The following is a 17,946-nucleotide window of genomic DNA, read 5'->3' on the forward strand; positions in this document are numbered from 1 at the left end:
TTGATGGCGTCAAGAGGTCGGTACGCCGAGGCGGCGGCGAATCGGCCGGCGATTAGGGTGCGGTGCGTGACGGAACGAATCATGAACCCCGGAACCCCCGACTGTCGCAGCGCTGGGCGGTACCTGTGGTGGCTCGTCACCTGTCAGCGCCTCCGGATAGCCGCCGGCGCGGTGCTGGGCGGCACCTGGATGGTTTTCCTGACGTTGCCGCCATACCTGCTGTCCCGCGCCGTCGATGACGGGCTGGTGCCGGGACACCGGCCTGCCCTGGTCGGCTGGGTCGCGGCGTTGTCAGGAGTCGGGGTGGTGAATGCGTGGCTGGCCATCATGCGGCATCGCACGATGACCAGAGTGCGCCTGGACGCCGCCTTCCGTTCCGTGCAGGTCGTGGTCATGCAGGCGACGAGGCTCGGCGCGGCTCTTCCGCGCAAGGTCACGGCCGGGGAGGTCGTCACGATCGGGTTCGGCGACGTCGCCGTGATCGCCAACACGTTGACCATCACCGGTCCCGGCGTGGGCGCGGTTCTCGCCTACGTCGTCGTGGCCGCGTTGCTGCTGAACGTTTCGCCGTTACTCGCGGCTGTGGTGCTGCTGGGTGTGCCGCTGCTCGTGCTGCTGCTCGGCCCGCTGCTGGGGCGGTTGCGGGTGGTCGAGACGACGTATCGGCTGAAGCAGGGGGAGCTCGCCGCCCGTTTCGGGGACATCGTCGGGGGCCTGCGGGTTCTCAACGGCATCGGCGGCAAGGAGGTGTACGCCGAACGCTACCGGCGCGGCTCGCAGGAGTTGCTGGAGAAGGGGCACCGGGTCGGGGCGGTGACCAGCTGGATCCAGGCCCTCGGCGTCGGCCTGCCCACCCTGTTCCTCGGCGTCGTGACCTGGCTGGCAGCCCGGATGGCCGCTCAAGGGGACATCACCGTCGGAGAACTGGTGGCGGTCTACGGATACGCCGCCGTCCTTGTGGTGCCCGTCTCGTTCTTCGTCGAAGGCGGCTACGACCTCAGTCGCGGACTCGTCGCCGCGCGCAGGGTCGTGCGTTTCCTGGCCCTGGAGCCCGGCAGCGCGAGCAGCGACATGCCCGTGGACGGGCCGCCGTCGCCGGCCGCGCTCCGCGATCCGGCCTCCGGCGTCCAGGTCGCGCCCGGGAAGATGACGGCGCTGGTCAGCGCCCGGCCGGCGGAGTCCGCGGCGGTGCTCGACCGCTTGGGCGGGTTCACCGAGTCCTCCGCGACCTGGGGCGCGATCCGCCTGGATGAGATCGACCTGACGCACGTCCGCGAGCGGATCCTGGTCGCCGACAACGAGGCCGACCTGTTCGCCGGCACGCTACGCGACGTCGTCGCCGGCAGATGGGACCGGGACGAGGAGGCTGTCGGACGTGCGCTCCAGGCCGCCGTGGCGCAGGACATCGTTCGCGGCCTGCCGGACGGGCTCGACTCGCCCGTCGCCCCCCAGGGCCGCAACCTTTCCGGCGGCCAACGCCAGCGCGTGCGTCTGGCGCGGGCGCTGCTGGCCGACCCCGAGATCCTTCTGGCGGTCGAACCCACGTCGGCAGTGGACGCACATACCGAGGCGAGCATCGCGGCCCGGCTGCGCGCCGCTCGGACCGGCCGCACCACGGTCGTCGCCAGCACCTCACCACTCATGCTGGATCAGGCGGACATCGTGTACTACCTGGTGGACGGCTCTGTCGCGGCCGTCGGCAGCCACCGTGAGCTTCTGGCCGAACAGCCCGGCTACCGCCTGTTGGTGTCCCGCGACGCGGACGAGGAGAACAGCGCACCACGAGAGGCCGTCCGATGAGCGACCGTTCCCAGCCGGCCACCGCTCTTCTGCCCATCGCCGAACCGGTCCAGATCCGCCGTGCCGCGCTGCGACTGATCCGCCTGGACGGCCGCGCCTTCGCCGCCATGATCTTCCTCAACGCGCTGGCCGCCGGCGCCGGACTCGTCGGCCCATGGCTGCTCGGCCGCATCGTCGACGAGGTCAAGGCCGGCGCCGAGGTCCGCACCGTGGACCGGCTGGCGCTCGCCATCCTCCTCTTCGCGCTGGCACAGCTCCTCCTGGCCCGCTACGCGAGCTACGTCGGGCACCGTTTCGGCGAGCGCACCCTGGCACGCGTCCGCGAGCAGTACACCGAACGGGCGCTCGCGCTGCCCGCCTCGGTGGTCGAGCGCGCCGGCACGGGCGACCTGACCACCCGCGGTACCACCGATGTCGCGGCGGTCGGCAGCACCCTGCGCGACACCGGGCCCGATGTCCTCATCGCCGGGGTCCAGGCACTGTTCATCCTGGGGACGGTCTTCACGCTCGACCCGCTGCTCGGTGCGTGCGGGGTGCTCGGCCTGCTCGGCATCTGGTTCGCCGTCCGCTGGTACCTGCGCCGGGCACTGCCGGCATACCTCGCCGAGGGAGCGGCCAACTCGGCCCTCGCCGAGCAGCTCGCGGCAACCACGGCCGGGGCCCGCACGGTCGAGGCGCTCGGGCTGCAGCAGCGCCGCATCGAGGCATGTCAGGAGGCGGTCGAACGGTGCCGGCGTACCCGGGCCCGAACGCTGTTCCTGCGGAGCGTGCTCTTCCCCGTCGTGGACATCTCCTATGTCATCCCGGTGGCCGGCGTTCTGCTGGTCGGTGGCGTGCTGCACGAGCACGGCGGCACGAGCCTGGGCGCGGTGATCGCCTCGGCTCTCTACCTGCGGCAGCTCTCCCAGCCCCTGGACGTCATCCTGCAACGGGTCGAACAGCTACAGAGCAGCGGCGCCTCCTTCGCCCGCGTCGAGGGCCTCGGCCTGGCACCGCAGGCGCCGCCGAGCGCGTCCCGCCTCATACCGAATGACGATCGACTCGAAGTGTCCGAGGTGTGCTACGCCTACGACGGCGCGGACGACGTACTGCACGGAGTGGACCTGACAGTCCGGCCCGGTGAGCGGCTGGCGATCGTGGGCCCTTCCGGCGCGGGCAAGACCACTCTGGGCAGGCTCCTGGCAGGCATCGACGCACCGCGCACCGGCTCGGTGACGGTGGGCGGGGTCCCGGTCGCCGGCCTGGACCCCGACCAGCTGCGTCAGAGGATCGTCCTGGTCACCCAGGAACACCATGTGTTCCTGGGCACGATCCGGGACAATCTACAGATCGCCGCGCCCTCCGCCACCGATGCCGAGCTGCGCGCCGCCCTCGCCGCGGTCGGCGCCGACTGGATCGACGAACTCCCGGATGGTCTGGACACCGAGCTGGGCCATGAGGGACATCGGCCGGACGGCGCGCAGGCCCAGCAGCTGGCCTTGGCACGCGTGGTGCTGGCCGACCCGCACACGCTGATACTCGACGAGGCCACCGCGCTCCTGGACCCCAGGACCGCACGGCACACCGAGCGAGCACTGGCCGCCGTCCTCGCAGGCCGGACTGTCATCGCCATCGCGCACCGCCTCCAGACCGCCCATGACGCCGACCGGGTGGCCGTCATGCAGAACGGCCGCATCACGGAACTCGGCAGCCACGAGGATCTCGTCATCGCCGGCGGCGCCTATGCCGCACTATGGCGCTCATGGCACGGCGAACCATGAGACGTTGATCTGGACGACAGTCCCCAGTTCGATCACAGGCCTCACTGTCAACTTCGATCACGCCATACGGCGACCGCCACGGTCAAAAGATGACGGCCGACGTGACGAACATCGGGCAAAAGTCGCAAAATAGCAGAATGTGGAACATACGGGGCGTTCATCGCGACTGGTTCGTGGACGCGGCGCTGGCCGCGGCCGTCCTCGCGTTCACCATCCCCACCACACTCATCGGTTACAGCTTCTCCATCTGGGGCGGCGCTCCGGACGCGCTCGAGATCACGATAGGGGCGATCACCGCGGCGACCATGCTGGTGCGGCGCCGCACCCCCTGGCCCGCGATCGTCGCCTCGGCCGTGTGCGCCTGCGTCACCGGGCAGGTCGTGCCGATGATCCTCGCCGTCTTCTCCATGACGGCCGAGCATCGGGTGCGCCGATGGCAGTACGTCGCCCTGGCCCTGACGGTGGTCTACTTCGCCGTCGACTACCGCAACCCTCACACCGACCACTCGGTCTATCTGAACTTGGTCCGCGCCCTGACGCTCATCTACCTGCCCGCGGTGGTCGGCACCTGGGTGTACGCCTACCGGCGGCTCATCCGGGATCTACGTGTCGGCGTAGCCGAACGCGAGGAGATCGCCGCCTCCGAGGAGCGCCGCAAGATCGCGAGGGAGATGCACGACACCGTCACCCACGCGGTCACCGCCATGGTGCTCAACGCGGGCATGGCCCGTGACACCACCGAGCCGGGCGAGATCCGGGAGCTGATGGCGGCCATCGAGGACAAGGGCGTGCAGGCGCTCGGCGAACTGCGGCACCTGCTCACCGTGCTCCGGCGCGAGGACGGGGACCTCGCCGAGGGCACCGAGGCGATCGCCCGGCTGGTCGGCGAGGCGCAGGCGAGCGGGCTCAAGGTCGATCTCCGCCTCGACGCGCCCCCGGGGGCGCTGCCGCGACAGGTCTCGCACGCGTGCTACCGCCTGGTGCAGGAGGGGCTCAGCAACGTGCGCAAGCACGCACCGGACTCCATCGTGCAGGTCACCTGCGAGGTCAGCGGCGACCAGGTGGCGGTCTCCGTGGTCGACACGCCGGACCGTGCCGACCACGGCGGGAAGACGATCAGGGCGGCGCCCTCCCTCGGCGGCGGGTACGGCCTGGCCGGCATCAGGGAGCGCGTCTCCCTCGCGCAGGGCCGGTTCTTCTCCGGGCCGACCCCCGACGGCGGCTTCGTGCTCGCCGCCCGGCTCCCCCTCCGATTGCCGCACGGCTGACCCGGTTTTCTCCTCCACCCGGCGGGGTACGTGCCTTCACACCGATACAGGGCGGGCACGGGAGCCCGGAACGCATCGGCCCGGTACGTGTGTCGGCACCGGGCCGCCGTCGCGGAAAGCGGGCGCGGCGCGCCGCTTCGCACAAGTCTGCCGTAACGATCGTGTTTGCGAGTAGCCATGAAAGCCGTGGTCTACGAAGGCCCTCGACAGGTCAAAGTCACCACCGTTCCGGACGCCCGGATCGAACGGCACACCGACGTGCTCGTCCGCGTAACCACCTCCAACATCTGCGGGTCCGACCTGCACATGTACGAGGGCCGGACCACCTTCGCGCCGGGCCGGGTCCTCGGTCACGAGAACCTCGGCGAGGTCGTCGAGGTCGGGGACGCGGTCGACCAGGTCAAGGTCGGGGACATGGTGTGCCTGCCGTTCAACATCTCGTGCGGCTTCTGCGCCAACTGTGAGAAGGGCCTGACGGCCTTCTGCCTGACCACCAACCCCGAACCGGGCCTGGCAGGCGCCGCGTACGGCTACGCCGAGATGGGCCCGTACAACGGCGGCCAGGCCGAGCTGCTGCGGGTGCCGTACGGGGACTTCAACTGCCTCATCCTCCCCGAGGACGCACGGGAGAAGCAGACCGACTACGTCATGCTGGCCGACATCTGGCCCACCGGCTGGCACGCGACCATGCTCGCCTGCGTGCAGCCGGGCGACACCGTCGTCATCTACGGCGCGGGCCCGGTCGGCCTGATGGCCGCCTACTCCGCCCTGCTCAGGAACGCGAGCGGCGTGATGGTCATCGATCACCATCAGGACCGGCTGGCCAAGGCGGAGGAGATCGGCGCGATCCCGATCGACGACTCCCGCTCCTCCCCCGTCGAGCAGGTCATGGAGCTCACCCAGGGGATCGGCGCCGACCGGGGCTGCGAGTGCGTGGGCTTCCAGGCGCACGACCCGGAGGGCACGGAGCGTCCCAACATGACGCTGAACAACCTGGTCAAGTCGGTGAAGTTCACCGGCAACATCGCCGTCGTCGGCCTCTTCCTCCCTCGCGACCCCCGCGGCGGGAACGAACTCTACAAGCGGGGAGAGGTGGCCATCGACTACGGGACCTTCTGGTACAAGGGCCAGACGATGAGCACCGGCCAGTGCAACGTCAAGAACTACAACCGCCAGTTGTCCGCCCTCATCCACGAGGGCGGCGCCCGGCCGTCCTGGATCGTCTCGCACGAGCTGGACCTCGACGACGCGCCCGAGGCGTACGCGCACTTCGACGCGCGGGAGAAGGGCTGGACCAAGGTGGTCCTGCACCCGAACAGGGTCGGCTGACCGCGCAGCGGCCCCCGTCCTGATCTCGATGAGCCGGGCCGGTGATCGGGCGAAGCGGGCGGACCATACTCTTGAGGAGGAAAGCCGCGCCGCGGAGGCGCCCGGTGCGATCAGGAAGGGACAGGCGTGCTCACCGTCTGTGTGGCCCCGGCGGACCCGCCGCTGATCGTCGAATCCGTTCGCGCCGCCGGCGGTGAGGTGGTCGGCGATCCCCGCCGGGCGGAGGCGCTGGTCTGGACCGACTCGCGGCCGGAGGGCGTGCGGGACTACCTGACGCCGAGCGTGCGCTGGGTCCAGCTGCCCTCCGCGGGCGTCGAACGATGGACGCGGGAGGGGCTCGTCGACTCCACGCGTGTATGGTGCTCGGCTGCGGGTGCCTACGCCCCGCAGGTCGCCGAGCACGCCCTCGCCCTGCTGCTGGCCGGGGTGCACCGGCTGCCCGCCGCCGCCCGGAGCCGTACGTGGCAGCGCGACCAGCCCGGCACGCTGCGCGCGAGCACGGTGGCCATCGTCGGCGCGGGCGGCATCGGCAGGGCGGTCATCCCCGCGCTGCGCGCCCTCGGCGCGAACGTCCTCGCGGTCAACCGCTCGGGCGAGCCCGTGGAGGGCGCGGCAGCGACCGTGCCGTTCGAGGATCTGTCCGCCGTCTGGCCACGGGCCGATCACGTCATCCTGGCCGCTCCCGCCACCCCGGAGACCTACCGGATGGTCGGGCGGGACGAGCTGCGCGCCCTGGGCCCGCACGCGTGGCTGGTCAACGTGGCCCGGGGCGAGCTCGTCGACACCGACGCTCTGCTCGCCGCGCTGCGCGCCGGCGAGATCGGCGGCGCCGCCCTCGACGTCACCGACCCCGAGCCGCTGCCGGACGGGCACGGCCTGTGGGCCGAGCCGAACGTGCTCATCACGTCGCACAGCGCCAACCCGCAGGCCCGCCTCACCGAGAGCCTCGCCGAGCGCGTGCGCGAGAACGTCGCCCGCTACCTGCGGGGAGAGCCGCTCCTGGGCAGGATCGATCCGGCGCGGGGCTACTGACGCGCCTGCCGGCGCCGTTTGCGGGGACCCTACGGTCTCGACGAAGATCGCCGGATGGCCTCCCCCAGCCCGGCACGACGGCGGTTCGCGCTCTTCGCGCTCGCAGCCGCCGTCGTCTGCGTCTCCTACCCGCTGGCCGAACCGGCTCTGTGGACCCCTGACGGGAGTGTCCTGACGAAGCTCCTCATCATGTTCGACCGGACGGTGGAGCCGGTCGCGATCCTCGTGCTGGCGCTGCCGCTGGGAGTGCTGATCGACCGGACGCGACGCCGGTCCGTTCTGGTGGTGTCGGCGCTGCTGGGAGCGGCGGCCCTCGCATCCGTCCCGGCGGCCGGAGCTCTCGGAGCGCCCACCTGGCCCCTTCTCCTCGCGGTGATGCCGGCGAGCGGCGTCCTGGCGATGGTGACGGGGCTCGGCCGGGACGCCTACCTGCCGTCCGTCGTACGGCGCGGGCGCCTGCTTCCGGCGAACGTCCTGCTGCTGGTCCTGCTGCCGCAGATCGTCGTCGTGCCGATGAGGCTGACGGGGGCCATCTGGCAGGGTCCCGCGTTCCCGTTCGCCGTCGGCCTGGCGTTGGCCGCGGCGGCGGCGCTGTTCCAAGGCGTCTCCGCCGTCGAGAGCCCGCCGCCGCCCAGGGTGGGGCTGTGGCGGGAGACGGCGGAGGGGATCCGCTTCACGGCCCGGCATCCGGCGCTGCGGGCGATCGCCCTCTATCTGGTGCTGTCGGCCCTGTCCGCCGAGATCGCCGACGCGGTGGCGGGCGAGGCGTGGGAGGCGGCGTTCCTCGGCCTGAGAGGGACGAACAGCGGGTACGCCTGGTGGCTGATGAGCGGGCCGGCGTACATCCCGTCCGTCCTCGGGGCGCTGCTCGCCGTGCTGCTGCATCGGAGGCTCGGGACGGTCCGCCTGGCCTGGTGGGCCCTGCTCGTGAGCGGGCCGTTCACCCTGCTGCTCGCCATGTCCGGGACCGGGCCGGGGTGGATCTGGTATGTCCTCGGGACCGCCGTCCCCGCAGCCGGGACGCTTATCGCCGCCGTCGCCCTGCTCAGCCACCGGCAGGCCGTCACGCCCCACCGGCTGCTCGGCCGGACGGGTGCCCTGCTGGTCGTCCTCACGACTCTGGCCGACGGAGTGGCGGGTCTTCTGGAGGGCCCCGTGGAGCGGCTGGCCGAGCTGGGCGGCGCCGCGCCCGCGACACTCGCGACCGCCGCCGCGCTCGCCGCCGCCGTCCCGCTGCTGCGGGCCCGGCGATCCGCGGCCGGCCAAGATGCGGGATCGACGGGGTCGCTCCGCCGCGCTCCCGGGTGGCGTCTATCGTTCCCGCATGAAGGTCTGCTCCATCGCCGCTCCGGCCACCGCCGAGGAGGCGGAGGCGATCCAGGACGCCCTGCGGCACCGGCTGGACCTGACCGGTCCGGGTCCCCGTGATCCCGCCCTGGTCGCGGGGGTGGACGTGGCCTACGCCGACGACCTGCTGGCCGCCGCGGTCGTGGTGCTCGACGGGACGAGCCTGGACGTGGTCGAGCAGGTGACGGTGCCGGGACGGCCCGCCTTCGGCTACGTGCCCGGCCTGCTCGCCTTCCGCGAACTGCCCAGCCTCGTCGAGGCGCTGGAGCGGCTCACCGTCACGCCCGACCTGATCGTCTGCGACGGGTACGGCCTGGCGCATCCGCGCCGGTTCGGCCTCGCCTGCCATCTCGGGGTGCTCACCGGCCTGCCCACGATCGGCGTCGGCAAGACGGCCTTCGTCGGCTCCTTCGAGCCGCCCGGCCGGGAGCGCGGCTCGTGGAGCGAACTGCTCCTGGACGGCCAGGTGGTCGGCCGGGTGCTGCGCACCCGGGACGGCGTCAAACCGGTCTTCGTCTCCGTCGGCCACCGCGTCGACCTGGAGACCGCCTGCCACGACGTGCTGGCCCTGACCCCTCGTCACCGGCTCCCCGAGACGACGCGCGCCGCCGACCACCTGTCCCGCTCGGCGCTCAAGGCCGCCCTGGCCGCCTCCACCTGACCGACGCGGCACGCGCCTCCGGCCGTGATCAGGGGGCGCCTTCGGCGAGGTGACGTTCCACGGTGGCGACCTTGGCGTCGAGCCTGCCCTGCCCGGCGCGGGCGTCGGCCTTGAGCACCAGGCTGACGCGGGAGCAGCGGGCCTCGACGGCGGCGACCGCGTCCTTGACGACGCCGAGCACCTCGTCCCACGTCTCCCCCTCGACGGTGGTGAACATGGCGTCGGTGCGGTTGGGCAGTCCTGACGCGCGGACCACGCGCACCGCCTCCGCCACCATCTCGCCGACATCCTCACCGGCGCCGATCGGCGTGACGCTGAACGCGACGAGAACCGACATGAGACCTCCTCGAAGATCGCATCCTCCGCGCCACGCTAACACCCGCCGCCGGGCGGCAGCGGGTGCGGGCGGCTCACGCGCGGGTGGCCCGCTCACCTGTCGTGTGGCGGGCGGCCGCACGGGCGTGCGCGTCGGTGAGGAGGGCACGCACCCGTGCGGCGGTGGCGTCGCCGGGGTTGAGCACGCAGATCCACGACTGGGCCGCGTACACGGGGTGCGGCAGGATGCGGTCCGGCACACGGTAGTCCAGCGCCTCGTGGTGCGCGGCGTGCGCGGCCGGCGGATAGCCGAGCAGTTCCTCGAACACGGCGCGGCCGACCCCGATGTTGACCCGGAAGACGCCGGGGCGGTTCAGGTCGGAGGCGGTGTCGAACCCCGCGTAATCCTTCACGACGATCGTGGCGAAGGGCATCTTCCGGTTGGCCGGTTCGTCGTCGGGGTCGTAGTAGAAGAAGGTGTCTCCCCATGCCGCCTGCGGGGCGCCGTTGTCCTCCGCGGCGGTGAAGGCGACGACACCCGGCAGGCCGGTCACGAATTCGATGATGTCGTTCTCGGTCACACGAGGTCCTTTTCTCGCTGGATTTCCTCCTTCAAGTTTCTCATTCAAGTCCTATATGAGACTTTTTCCGGAAATCCTCTACAGGCCCTTCGTCAACCCTCAAATGGGAGGTAAGACGCGCGCGCTCGGTGTCAGCGCCGGGGAGGCCGCACCACCGCGACGGGGCAGTGCGCGTGGTGCAGGACCGCCCGGCTCACCGAGCCGAGCACCGCCGCGCCGACGGCGCCGCGCCCTCGCGACCCCACGACGAGCAGGTCGGCCTTCTCCCCGGCCTCGACCAGCGCGGCGACCGGGTGCGTGCAGACGGCCCGCATCTCGGCGGCGACGTCGGGATACCGGTCCCGGTGGGTCCGCAGCGCGCCCGCCACATAGTCCTCCTGGGCCTTGCGCACCTCGTCGACGTCATAGGTGATCTCGGGCGCGAAGGGGTGCACCGGAAGCTGCCAGGCGTACAGGGCGAGCAGCCGGCAGTCGCGCAGCCGTGCTTCCTCGAACGCGTAGGTCAGGGCGGCGCCGGCCTCCTCGGAGCCGTCGATTCCGACGACGACCAGCCCGTGGGGCGCCGACACCCCGGCACGCACCACGACGACGGGAGCGTCGACCTGACCGGCGACGTGCATGCCGACCGACCCGAGCAGCATGCCGGCGAACCCGCCGTGGCCCCTGCTGCCGATCACGACCTCCGCCGCGTTCCCGGCCTCCTGCCGCAGCACCCGGGACGGGTCGCCATCGATCATGCTGGTGGTCACATGGACGGCCGGACGGGTCTCCCGCACGGCCTGCTCGGCCTCCTCCAGGATCCGCCGGCCGGCCCGGTCGAGCTGGTCCTCGATCGGGATCGGATAGCGCGCGATCTCGTACGGCAGGCGGTCCACCGCGTGGACGATGCGCAGCGGCAGGCCCTTGCGCGCCGCGTCGCCCGCGGCCCACTCCACCGCGGCGGCCGCGGCGCGCGATCCGTCGGTGCCCACGACGACGGGTTCGGTCATGGCTCCTCCTTCTGGCTCCTGCCCCCAATCCGACCGCCTGCGCCTCGTCCGGGGCAGGGCCGCTGGTCCCTGCTCTGAGGGACCTTTCTCCTCCCGATGCAGGCACAGATCGCGGGAGGGTGCTCACGCGGCGCGGCCGGCTCGCGTGGTGCCGAGGCACGCGAGCCGGCCGGAGGTCGGGAGCAGGTCGGAGGGCCAGGTAGCAGGTCGGAGGGTCAGGGGCAGGTGAACCCGCTCGCCCCCGGAGAGGAGGGGCCGGACGCCTGGAAGCCGAAACTCGCCGACGCGCCGGGCGCGAGGTTCGTCGCCCACGAGGGCGCCTTGGCCGTCCAGCGGGTGCCGCTGGAGGTCACGGTCGCGCTCCAGCCGCTGACAAGGCTCACTCCTGACGGCATGTCCCAGGTGGTCGTCCAGTTCTGCCAGGCGGCGGTGCCGGTGTTCTTGACCGTGACGTTCGCCGTGAACCCGCCCTGCCACGAGCTGGCCACCTGGTAGGTCACCTGGCAGGTCCCGGGCTTCGCCGAGGGGGACGGGCTGGGGCTGGGCGACGCGGAGGGGGACGCGGACGGGGACGCGGACGGGGACGCCGACGGCGAGGCGGAGGGCGAGGCGGACGGGGATGCCGAGGGCGACGCGGACGGTGACGGCGACGGTGACGGCGAGCCGCTGGGCGTCGTCGTGGTGTAGCTCGCCTCGGTGTAGTCCGCGCCGCACTGCGATCCGCAGGACGCGGGCAGGGCGAAGCTGTAGACCCGGCCGCCGTTCACCAGCGCGTCGGACACGTCGCGCACCCGGATCTGGAACCGCGTCGCCCCCTGTGTGACGCCGCCGATGATGTACGACTGGCCCATGTCGGAGTTCATCTGGGCCTGCTTCCAGGCGCCGTCGGCGTAGTACTCCACCCCGTGGATGCCGTTGGGCAGGTGGGAGACCGCGATCGCGGGCCACCACGCCTGCGCGCCCTTCATGAACCCGATCCTGATGTCGCCGCTGTAGCCGGGCGCCGGGACGAACGACCAGGTCACGTGGCGGTTGTTCCAGTGGTTCGGGTACATGTCCCCGACCGGCGCCCCGTTCTTGGCGAACCTGTTGAGCGACGGCTTCGACAGGTCCAGGTGATACCGGTCGTCGCGGCACCAGCCGTTGGAGTCGCCGCAGCTGTCGGCGACGAGCATCGTGAGCGTGGCGCCGTTGTAGGCGTCGGAGACCCACGAGCCGTTGCGGCAGAACGCCTGGCCGGGCGCGCCGTCGTTGACGCCGGTGCAGTAGTCGGAGACGGTCACCTTCACGTACCGGCCGCAGTTGAGGCCGTTGTTCCACAGCCCGGCCTTGGACGCGTTCGCGCCGGTCAGCGGGCGGGGGTAGAAGGAGTAGTCGCCGGGGGTGTCGTACACGTTGAGCGCGACGAAGTCCTGCGAGTCCAGCTCCGACTGCGGGAGGCCGCAGCCGCCGTACGGCGAGCCGAGGCCGTCGAAGTAGGTCGCGCTGCCGGTCACCGGCGCGGGCGGGTCGTCGACCGCGCCGGCCGGGGTCGCGGCGGGCCAGGCGGTGAGCAGCACCGCGGCGACGGCGGCCGCCCAGATGCGGCGTCGGACGGAGGTTGCGCGGCCGGTCATCGGGCTCTCCTGCGGTCACGGTGCTCGGAACGCCGAGATCGTGGCGGCGGGGCGGCGGCCCGGTCAAGGCGCCCTCACGGACGCTCCCGGTGAGCTGGGGATCCTCCGGTGAGGGCCTGTAACTTTCATCACCATGCCAAACCAGAGAGGTGCGTAAGCCGACTTTCAGGGCAGAGGACACCAAAGCACTCATCAGCCTGGGGAGCGGCTACATGACAGACCTCGCACGGGACATGGCGGTCGGCGTCGAAGAGGAGTTCCACGTCGTCGACCTGGGGACCCGGCAGCTCGTCCCGCGCGCCGGTCTGCTGCTTGAGCAGTTGCCACCCGACCGGTTCACGCAGGAGTTGCACCGCTCGGTCATGGAGGCCAACACCCGGCCGTGTACGCGTCTGGAGGACCTCTCCCGGGAGCTGACCGGGCTGCGCGCCGACGCGGTCGCCGCGGCGGACGGCCTCGGCCTGGGCATCGTCGCCGCGGGGACGGTCCCGCTGGTCGATCCCGAGACGATGAAGATCTCCCCCGATCCGCGCTACGAGCAGATGCTGGCCGACTACCAGGCACTCGCCCGCGAGCAGCTCATCTGCGGCACGCAGGTGCACGCCGAGGTGCGCGACCGCGATCTCGCCGTGGCCGTCACACACCGGCTGGCTCCCTGGCTGCCGCCGCTGCTGGCCCTGAGCTGCAGCTCGCCGTACTGGATGGGGACCGACACCGGCTACGCGAGCTTCCGGTCCATGGTGTGGCAGCGCTGGCCGACCGCGGGACCCGCGACGCGGTTCGAGTCGGCCGAGGAGTACGACGCGATGGTGGACGAGCTGATCCGGTCGGGGGTCATCAGCGATCCCGGCATGCTCTACTTCGACGTCCGGCCGTCGGCGCACGTGCCGACCGTCGAGCTGCGGGTGTGCGACGCCTGCCCGCGCGTGGACGACATCGTGCTGATCGCCGGGCTGTTCCGCGCGCTCGTCGGCCGGGAGCTGGACGCCCTCGCCGCCGGCGAGCCGCCCTCCGCCACTGAGGAGTCCGTGCGTACGGAGCTGGTGCGGGCCGCCTCCTGGCGGGCGGCGCGGTCGGGGCTGGACGGCGAGCTGGTCGATCCCGTCGAGGGCGTGCCGAGGCCGGCCCGCACGGTCGTCGGCCGGATGCTGGAGGGGCTCCGGCCGCAGCTGGAGGAGGCCGGCGACTGGGCGCTCGTCTCGTCGCTGGCGGCCCGCGCGCTGTCGGACGGCGGATCGGCCGCCCGGCAGCGCGAGGCGTTCCGGCGCGGCGGCCGCCTGACCGACGTGGTGGACCTCCTGCTGGCCGAGACGAGATCCGGGGACCGGCGACTCGCGGCGGCCGGGAGGTAGGAGATGTGCGGACTGACCGGCGAGATCCGGTTCGACGGGCGGCACGCCGACATCGGCGCGGTGGGCAGGATGACCGACGCGATGCACGATCGCGGCCCGGACGGGTCGGGCCTGTGGTCGCAGGGCCCGGTCGCCCTCGGCCACCGGCGACTGAAAATCATCGACCTGTCGGACAAGGCGGCCCAGCCGATGGCGGATTCCTCCCTCGGCCTGGCCGCCGTCTTCAACGGCTGCCTCTACAACTACCGTGAGCTGCGCGAGGAGCTGCGGGCCGAGGGATACCGCTTCTTCTCCGACTCCGACACCGAGGTCCTGGTCAAGGCGTTCCACCGCTGGGGACCCGACTGCGTGCACCGCTTCGCGGGAATGTTCGCCTTCGCCGTCTTCGAACCGGCGACGGGACGGCTGACGCTCGCCCGCGACCGGCTCGGCATCAAGCCGATGTACGTGTCAGGGGACGGGCGGCGGCTGCGCTTCGCCTCCACCCTGCCCGCGCTGCTGGCCGGGGGCGAGGTGAGCACCGACATCGACCCGGTCGCGCTGCACCACTACATGACCTTCCACTCGCTGGTGCCCGGCGAGCGCACCATCCTCGCCGGCGTGCGCAAGCTGCCTCCGGCGACCATACGCACGGTCGAGGCCGACGGGACCTCCCATGACACGGTCTACTGGGACCCGCCCTTCACCCGCCTGCCGCGATACGAGGGGATGGACGCGCACGACTGGCGCGAGGCCGTGCTCGACCGGCTGCGCGCCGCCGTCCGCAGGCGCATGGTCGCGGACGTGCCTGTGGGCGTGCTGCTGTCGGGCGGGCTCGACTCCAGCGTCATCGTGGCCCTGCTCGCCGAGGAGGGCCAGCGGGACCTGTCGACGTTCAGCATCGGATTCCACGCGGCCGGCGGCGACGCCGGAGACGAGTTCCACTACTCCGACCTGGTCGCCGAACGCTTCGGCACCGACCACCACCGCATCCTCATCGAGGACTCCCGCCTGCTTTCCGGCCTGCCGGAGGCGGTGCGGGCCATGAGCGAGCCCATGGTCAGCCACGACTGCGTCGCCTTCCACCTGCTGTCGGGAGAGGTGGCCAGACACGTCAAGGTCGTGCAGTCCGGGCAGGGCGCCGACGAGGTGTTCGCCGGATACCGCTGGTTCCCGCCGCTGGCCGCCGTGCCACGCGAGGAGGCCTTCGCGACGTACGCCCGGGAGTTCTTCGACCGGCCGCACGAGGACCTCGCCGGCATCGTCGCACCGGACCACCTGGCCGAGCAGGACGTGAGCGCGGATGTCGTCCGCCGTCACCTCGACCGGCCGGGCGCCGAGACCGCGCTCGACGCGGTGTTGCGTCTGGAGACCCGGCTGATGCTCGCCGACGACCCGGTCAAACGCGTGGACAACATGACGATGGCCCACGGTCTGGAGGCCCGCACGCCGTTCCTCGACCACGAGCTGGTCGAGCTGGCGGCGGCGTGCCCGCCGGAGCTCAAACTCGCCGGGGGCGGCAAGGGCATCCTGAAGGAGGCCTCCCGGGCGCTGCTGCCGCGCGAGGTCGTCGACCGGCCCAAGGGTTACTTCCCGGTGCCCGCGATCCGGCACATCGACGGGCCGTTCCTCGATCTGGTGCGCGACGCGCTCACCGCGCCCGCCGCACGCTCCCGCGGCCTGTTCGACAAGGCGTACGTCGAGGAGCTGCTGGAGAACCGGGAGGCCCACCGCACCACGACGGGGGTCAACATGCTGTGGCAGCTCGGGCTGCTGGAGATGTGGCTGCAGGCTCAAGGAATCTGATGGCGGAGCACCTCCTCGGCACCGGGTTCCTCGGCACCGGGTCCCTGGACTCCGGGTTCCTCGACGCCGCGGTTCTCGACGCCTGGGGCTGCTGGGCGCCGGCGTTGGCGCCGGACCGGCGCGCCGTCGCGTACGTCAGCGACAGGGACGGCGCGCCGCGGGTCTGGGTCCAGCCGCTGGGGCCGGGCGGGCGGGCACGGGTCGTCGACACCGGGCCCGAGCCGGTCGCCGACGTGAGCTGGTCGCCGGCCGGAGACCGGCTGGCCGTGCTCGTGGCACCGGGCGGCGGCGAGCACACGCAGGTCTGGACGGTCGGAACCGACGGCGGCGACCTGCGCCCGCTGGCCGCGCCCGAGGACGGATCGGCGTGGTTCGTCGAGTGGACCGGCCGGGGCGACCTGCTCCTGGTGGCCGAGGTCTCCGCGGCCGGGCTGACCGAGGCCCTGCTGATCGACGCGGCCACCGGGAGCCGGGAGACGGTCGCCGCGGGGCCGCTCCTGCACCCGGAGGCGGTCAGCCGCGACCACGCGAGGGTGCTGCTGCGGCACGGCCCTCGCGGAGTCCGGCGGATGTACGTCAAGTACCTTTCCCCGGGTGGCGCGCACCTCCCGGGGGGCGGCGCGGGCCCGTCCGGGGGCGGCGCCGAGCGGTCGCTGCTTGCCGACCTGCCCGGCTCGACCGAGCACGGCGTGCTCTCCCCGGACGGCGGAACCGCCTATCTGCTGACCGACGCGGGCCGGGACCGTGCCGCGCTGGTCGCCGTGCCGGTGAACGGGCCGGTGAACGGGCCGGTCGGCGGGGGCTCCGAGGGCCTGCCGGCCGTGGTGGCCGAACGCCCGGACGCCGAACTGGACCGCTTCGCGCTCAGCGTGGACGGCCGCCGCCTCGTGCTGGTGTGGAACGCGGCAGGACGCTCGGAACTGGAGGTGCTGGAGGCGGCCAACGGCCCCTCCGGCGGCCCCGGCGGCGGTTCCGAGGACGCCGGACGCGCGGGGGCCGCCGGGGGCGCGGGCGCCGGGCGCGCGAATGCCGAGGCCGCCACGAGCGCCGGAGGCTCGGTCGGTGGCGCAAGTGGCGGCGCGGCGGCCGGGTTCGCGGCAGGGTCCGGTGCAGGGTTCGATGCATGGACCGGCGGCGGCCCCGGGTGGGCGCGACGTCCGCTCCCCGCTCCGCCCGGGGAGGTGGTCTCCTCGATCGGACTCTCGCTGGACGGCCGGATGGCCGTGCTCGCCGTCGAGGGGCCGGCCCAGCCGTCGCACGTCGTGCTGTGCGACCTGGACGCGGGCCACTACCTGCCGGTCGCGGGGGCCGGCCGGCTCGCCGGGGCCGTGGACGCCGAACTCGTGCGCGTTCCGGCCCGCGACGGGCTGGAGCTCAGCGGATGGCTCTACCGGCCACCAGGCGTCCTGGGCCCGGCGCCGTACGCGGTCTTCCTGCACGGCGGGCCCGAGGACCAGGAGCGACCGGTGTTCACCCCGCTGTACCAGTGCCTGGTGGCCGCCGGCATCGGCGTGTTCGCGCCGAACGTGCGCGGCTCGGCCGGGTTCGGGCGGGCCTTCAGGGACGCCGACAACCACGCGCTGCGCTTCCGCGCCATCGACGACGTGGCCGACTGCGCGGCCCATCTGGTGCGGGCCGGGCTCGCCGACCCCGCCCGGCTCGCGTGCCTGGGCTGGTCGTACGGCGGCTACCTCACGCTGGCCGCGCTCGTCACCTATCCACGGCTCTTCCGCGCCGGGGTGGACGTGTGCGGGATGGCGGACTTCGCCACCTTCTACGAGCGCACGGAGCCCTGGATCGCGGCGGCCGCCGTGAGCGAGTACGGCCATCCGGAGGCCGACCGCGACCTGCTGCACGCCCTGTCGCCCCTGCACGCCTTCGACCGCCTGGCCGCTCCCCTGCTCGTGGTGCACGGCGCGCGGGACACCAACGTCCCGGTGTACGAGGCCGAGCAGGTCGTCGCCGCGGCCCGGGGCCGGGGCGTGCCCTGCGAGCTGCTGCTGTTCGAGGACGAGGGGCACGAGATCCGGCGGCGGGCCAACCGGGTCAGGTTCGTGAGGCGGGTGACCGAGTGGCTCGGACGGCGCCTGACCGGCGTCTCCTCCGGATGA

At 72.5% G+C, this 17,946-nt stretch carries 14 protein-coding genes; 10 read left to right on the forward strand and 4 right to left on the reverse strand.

The window, feature by feature from the left end:
- Nucleotides 1–66: 66 nt before the first annotated feature.
- The 7 genes from FLW16_RS23895 (at nt 67) to FLW16_RS23925 (ending at nt 9,197) form a co-directional block, all read left to right on the forward strand.
- The gene (locus FLW16_RS23895) at nt 67–1,800 is read left to right on the forward strand and encodes an ABC transporter ATP-binding protein (protein WP_142562343.1); all 1,734 of its coding nucleotides are present in this window, start codon (nt 67–69) and stop codon (nt 1,798–1,800) included.
- Complete coding sequence (locus FLW16_RS23900; protein ID WP_142562344.1) at nt 1,797–3,560, forward strand: ABC transporter ATP-binding protein; 1,764 nt, start codon at nt 1,797–1,799, stop codon at nt 3,558–3,560. The genes FLW16_RS23895 and FLW16_RS23900 overlap by 4 nt, the downstream gene beginning before the upstream one ends.
- Before the next feature lie 137 nt (nt 3,561–3,697).
- Nucleotides 3,698–4,828, forward strand: a complete 1,131-nt coding sequence (locus tag FLW16_RS23905) for a sensor histidine kinase (protein WP_185949565.1) — start codon at nt 3,698–3,700, stop codon at nt 4,826–4,828.
- Between the two features lie 177 nt (nt 4,829–5,005).
- Nucleotides 5,006–6,157, forward strand: coding sequence for a glutathione-independent formaldehyde dehydrogenase (locus FLW16_RS23910; RefSeq protein ID WP_142562346.1), 1,152 nt, complete (start codon nt 5,006–5,008; stop codon nt 6,155–6,157).
- A 126-nt stretch (nt 6,158–6,283) separates the two neighbouring features.
- On the forward strand, nt 6,284–7,189 hold the full coding sequence (locus tag FLW16_RS23915) for a D-isomer specific 2-hydroxyacid dehydrogenase family protein (protein WP_142562347.1): 906 nt from the start codon (nt 6,284–6,286) through the stop codon (nt 7,187–7,189).
- A gap of 54 nt (nt 7,190–7,243) precedes the next feature.
- Nucleotides 7,244–8,617 carry an MFS transporter gene (locus FLW16_RS23920; RefSeq protein WP_142562348.1) on the forward strand — a complete coding sequence of 458 codons (1,374 nt, stop codon included), beginning with the start codon at nt 7,244–7,246 and terminating at the stop codon, nt 8,615–8,617.
- A complete protein-coding gene (locus tag FLW16_RS23925) occupies nt 8,514–9,197 on the forward strand; it encodes an endonuclease V (protein ID WP_142562349.1) in 684 nt (227 codons plus the stop codon). The genes FLW16_RS23920 and FLW16_RS23925 overlap by 104 nt, the downstream gene beginning before the upstream one ends.
- 28 nt (nt 9,198–9,225) lie before the next feature.
- Here the strand turns inward: FLW16_RS23925 and FLW16_RS23930 are convergent, their stop codons facing one another.
- The 4 genes from FLW16_RS23930 to FLW16_RS23945 all read right to left on the reverse strand — a co-directional run bounded on the left by FLW16_RS23930 (nt 9,226) and on the right by FLW16_RS23945 (nt 12,698).
- Nucleotides 9,226–9,534, reverse strand: coding sequence for an MTH1187 family thiamine-binding protein (locus FLW16_RS23930; RefSeq protein WP_142562350.1), 309 nt, complete (start codon nt 9,532–9,534; stop codon nt 9,226–9,228).
- A gap of 73 nt (nt 9,535–9,607) precedes the next feature.
- A complete protein-coding gene (locus FLW16_RS23935; RefSeq protein WP_142562351.1) occupies nt 9,608–10,093 on the reverse strand; it encodes a DUF6194 family protein in 486 nt (161 codons plus the stop codon).
- A 131-nt stretch (nt 10,094–10,224) separates the two neighbouring features.
- Complete coding sequence (locus FLW16_RS23940) at nt 10,225–11,082, reverse strand: universal stress protein (RefSeq protein WP_142562352.1); 858 nt, start codon at nt 11,080–11,082, stop codon at nt 10,225–10,227.
- Nucleotides 11,083–11,297: 215 nt separating this feature from the next.
- Nucleotides 11,298–12,698 carry a cellulose binding domain-containing protein gene (locus FLW16_RS23945; protein ID WP_142562353.1) on the reverse strand — a complete coding sequence of 467 codons (1,401 nt, stop codon included), beginning with the start codon at nt 12,696–12,698 and terminating at the stop codon, nt 11,298–11,300.
- Between the two features lie 212 nt (nt 12,699–12,910).
- Between FLW16_RS23945 and FLW16_RS23950 the strand changes: the two genes are divergently transcribed.
- Genes FLW16_RS23950 through FLW16_RS23960 form a run of 3 tightly spaced genes read left to right on the forward strand, consistent with a single transcriptional unit; the run spans nt 12,911 to nt 17,946 of the window.
- Nucleotides 12,911–14,050 carry a glutamate--cysteine ligase gene (locus FLW16_RS23950; protein ID WP_142562354.1) on the forward strand — a complete coding sequence of 380 codons (1,140 nt, stop codon included), beginning with the start codon at nt 12,911–12,913 and terminating at the stop codon, nt 14,048–14,050.
- 3 nt (nt 14,051–14,053) lie between these two features.
- Nucleotides 14,054–15,835, forward strand: a complete 1,782-nt coding sequence (locus FLW16_RS23955; protein ID WP_142562355.1) for an N-acetylglutaminylglutamine amidotransferase — start codon at nt 14,054–14,056, stop codon at nt 15,833–15,835.
- Nucleotides 15,835–17,946: a prolyl oligopeptidase family serine peptidase gene (locus FLW16_RS23960; RefSeq protein WP_142562356.1), complete on the forward strand. Its 2,112-nt coding sequence runs from the start codon at nt 15,835–15,837 to the stop codon at nt 17,944–17,946. Before FLW16_RS23955 ends, FLW16_RS23960 begins: the two co-directional genes overlap by 1 nt.

This window comes from Microbispora sp. KK1-11, assembly GCF_006874435.1.
Taxonomy (GTDB): Bacteria; Actinomycetota; Actinomycetes; order Streptosporangiales; family Streptosporangiaceae; genus Microbispora; species Microbispora catharanthi.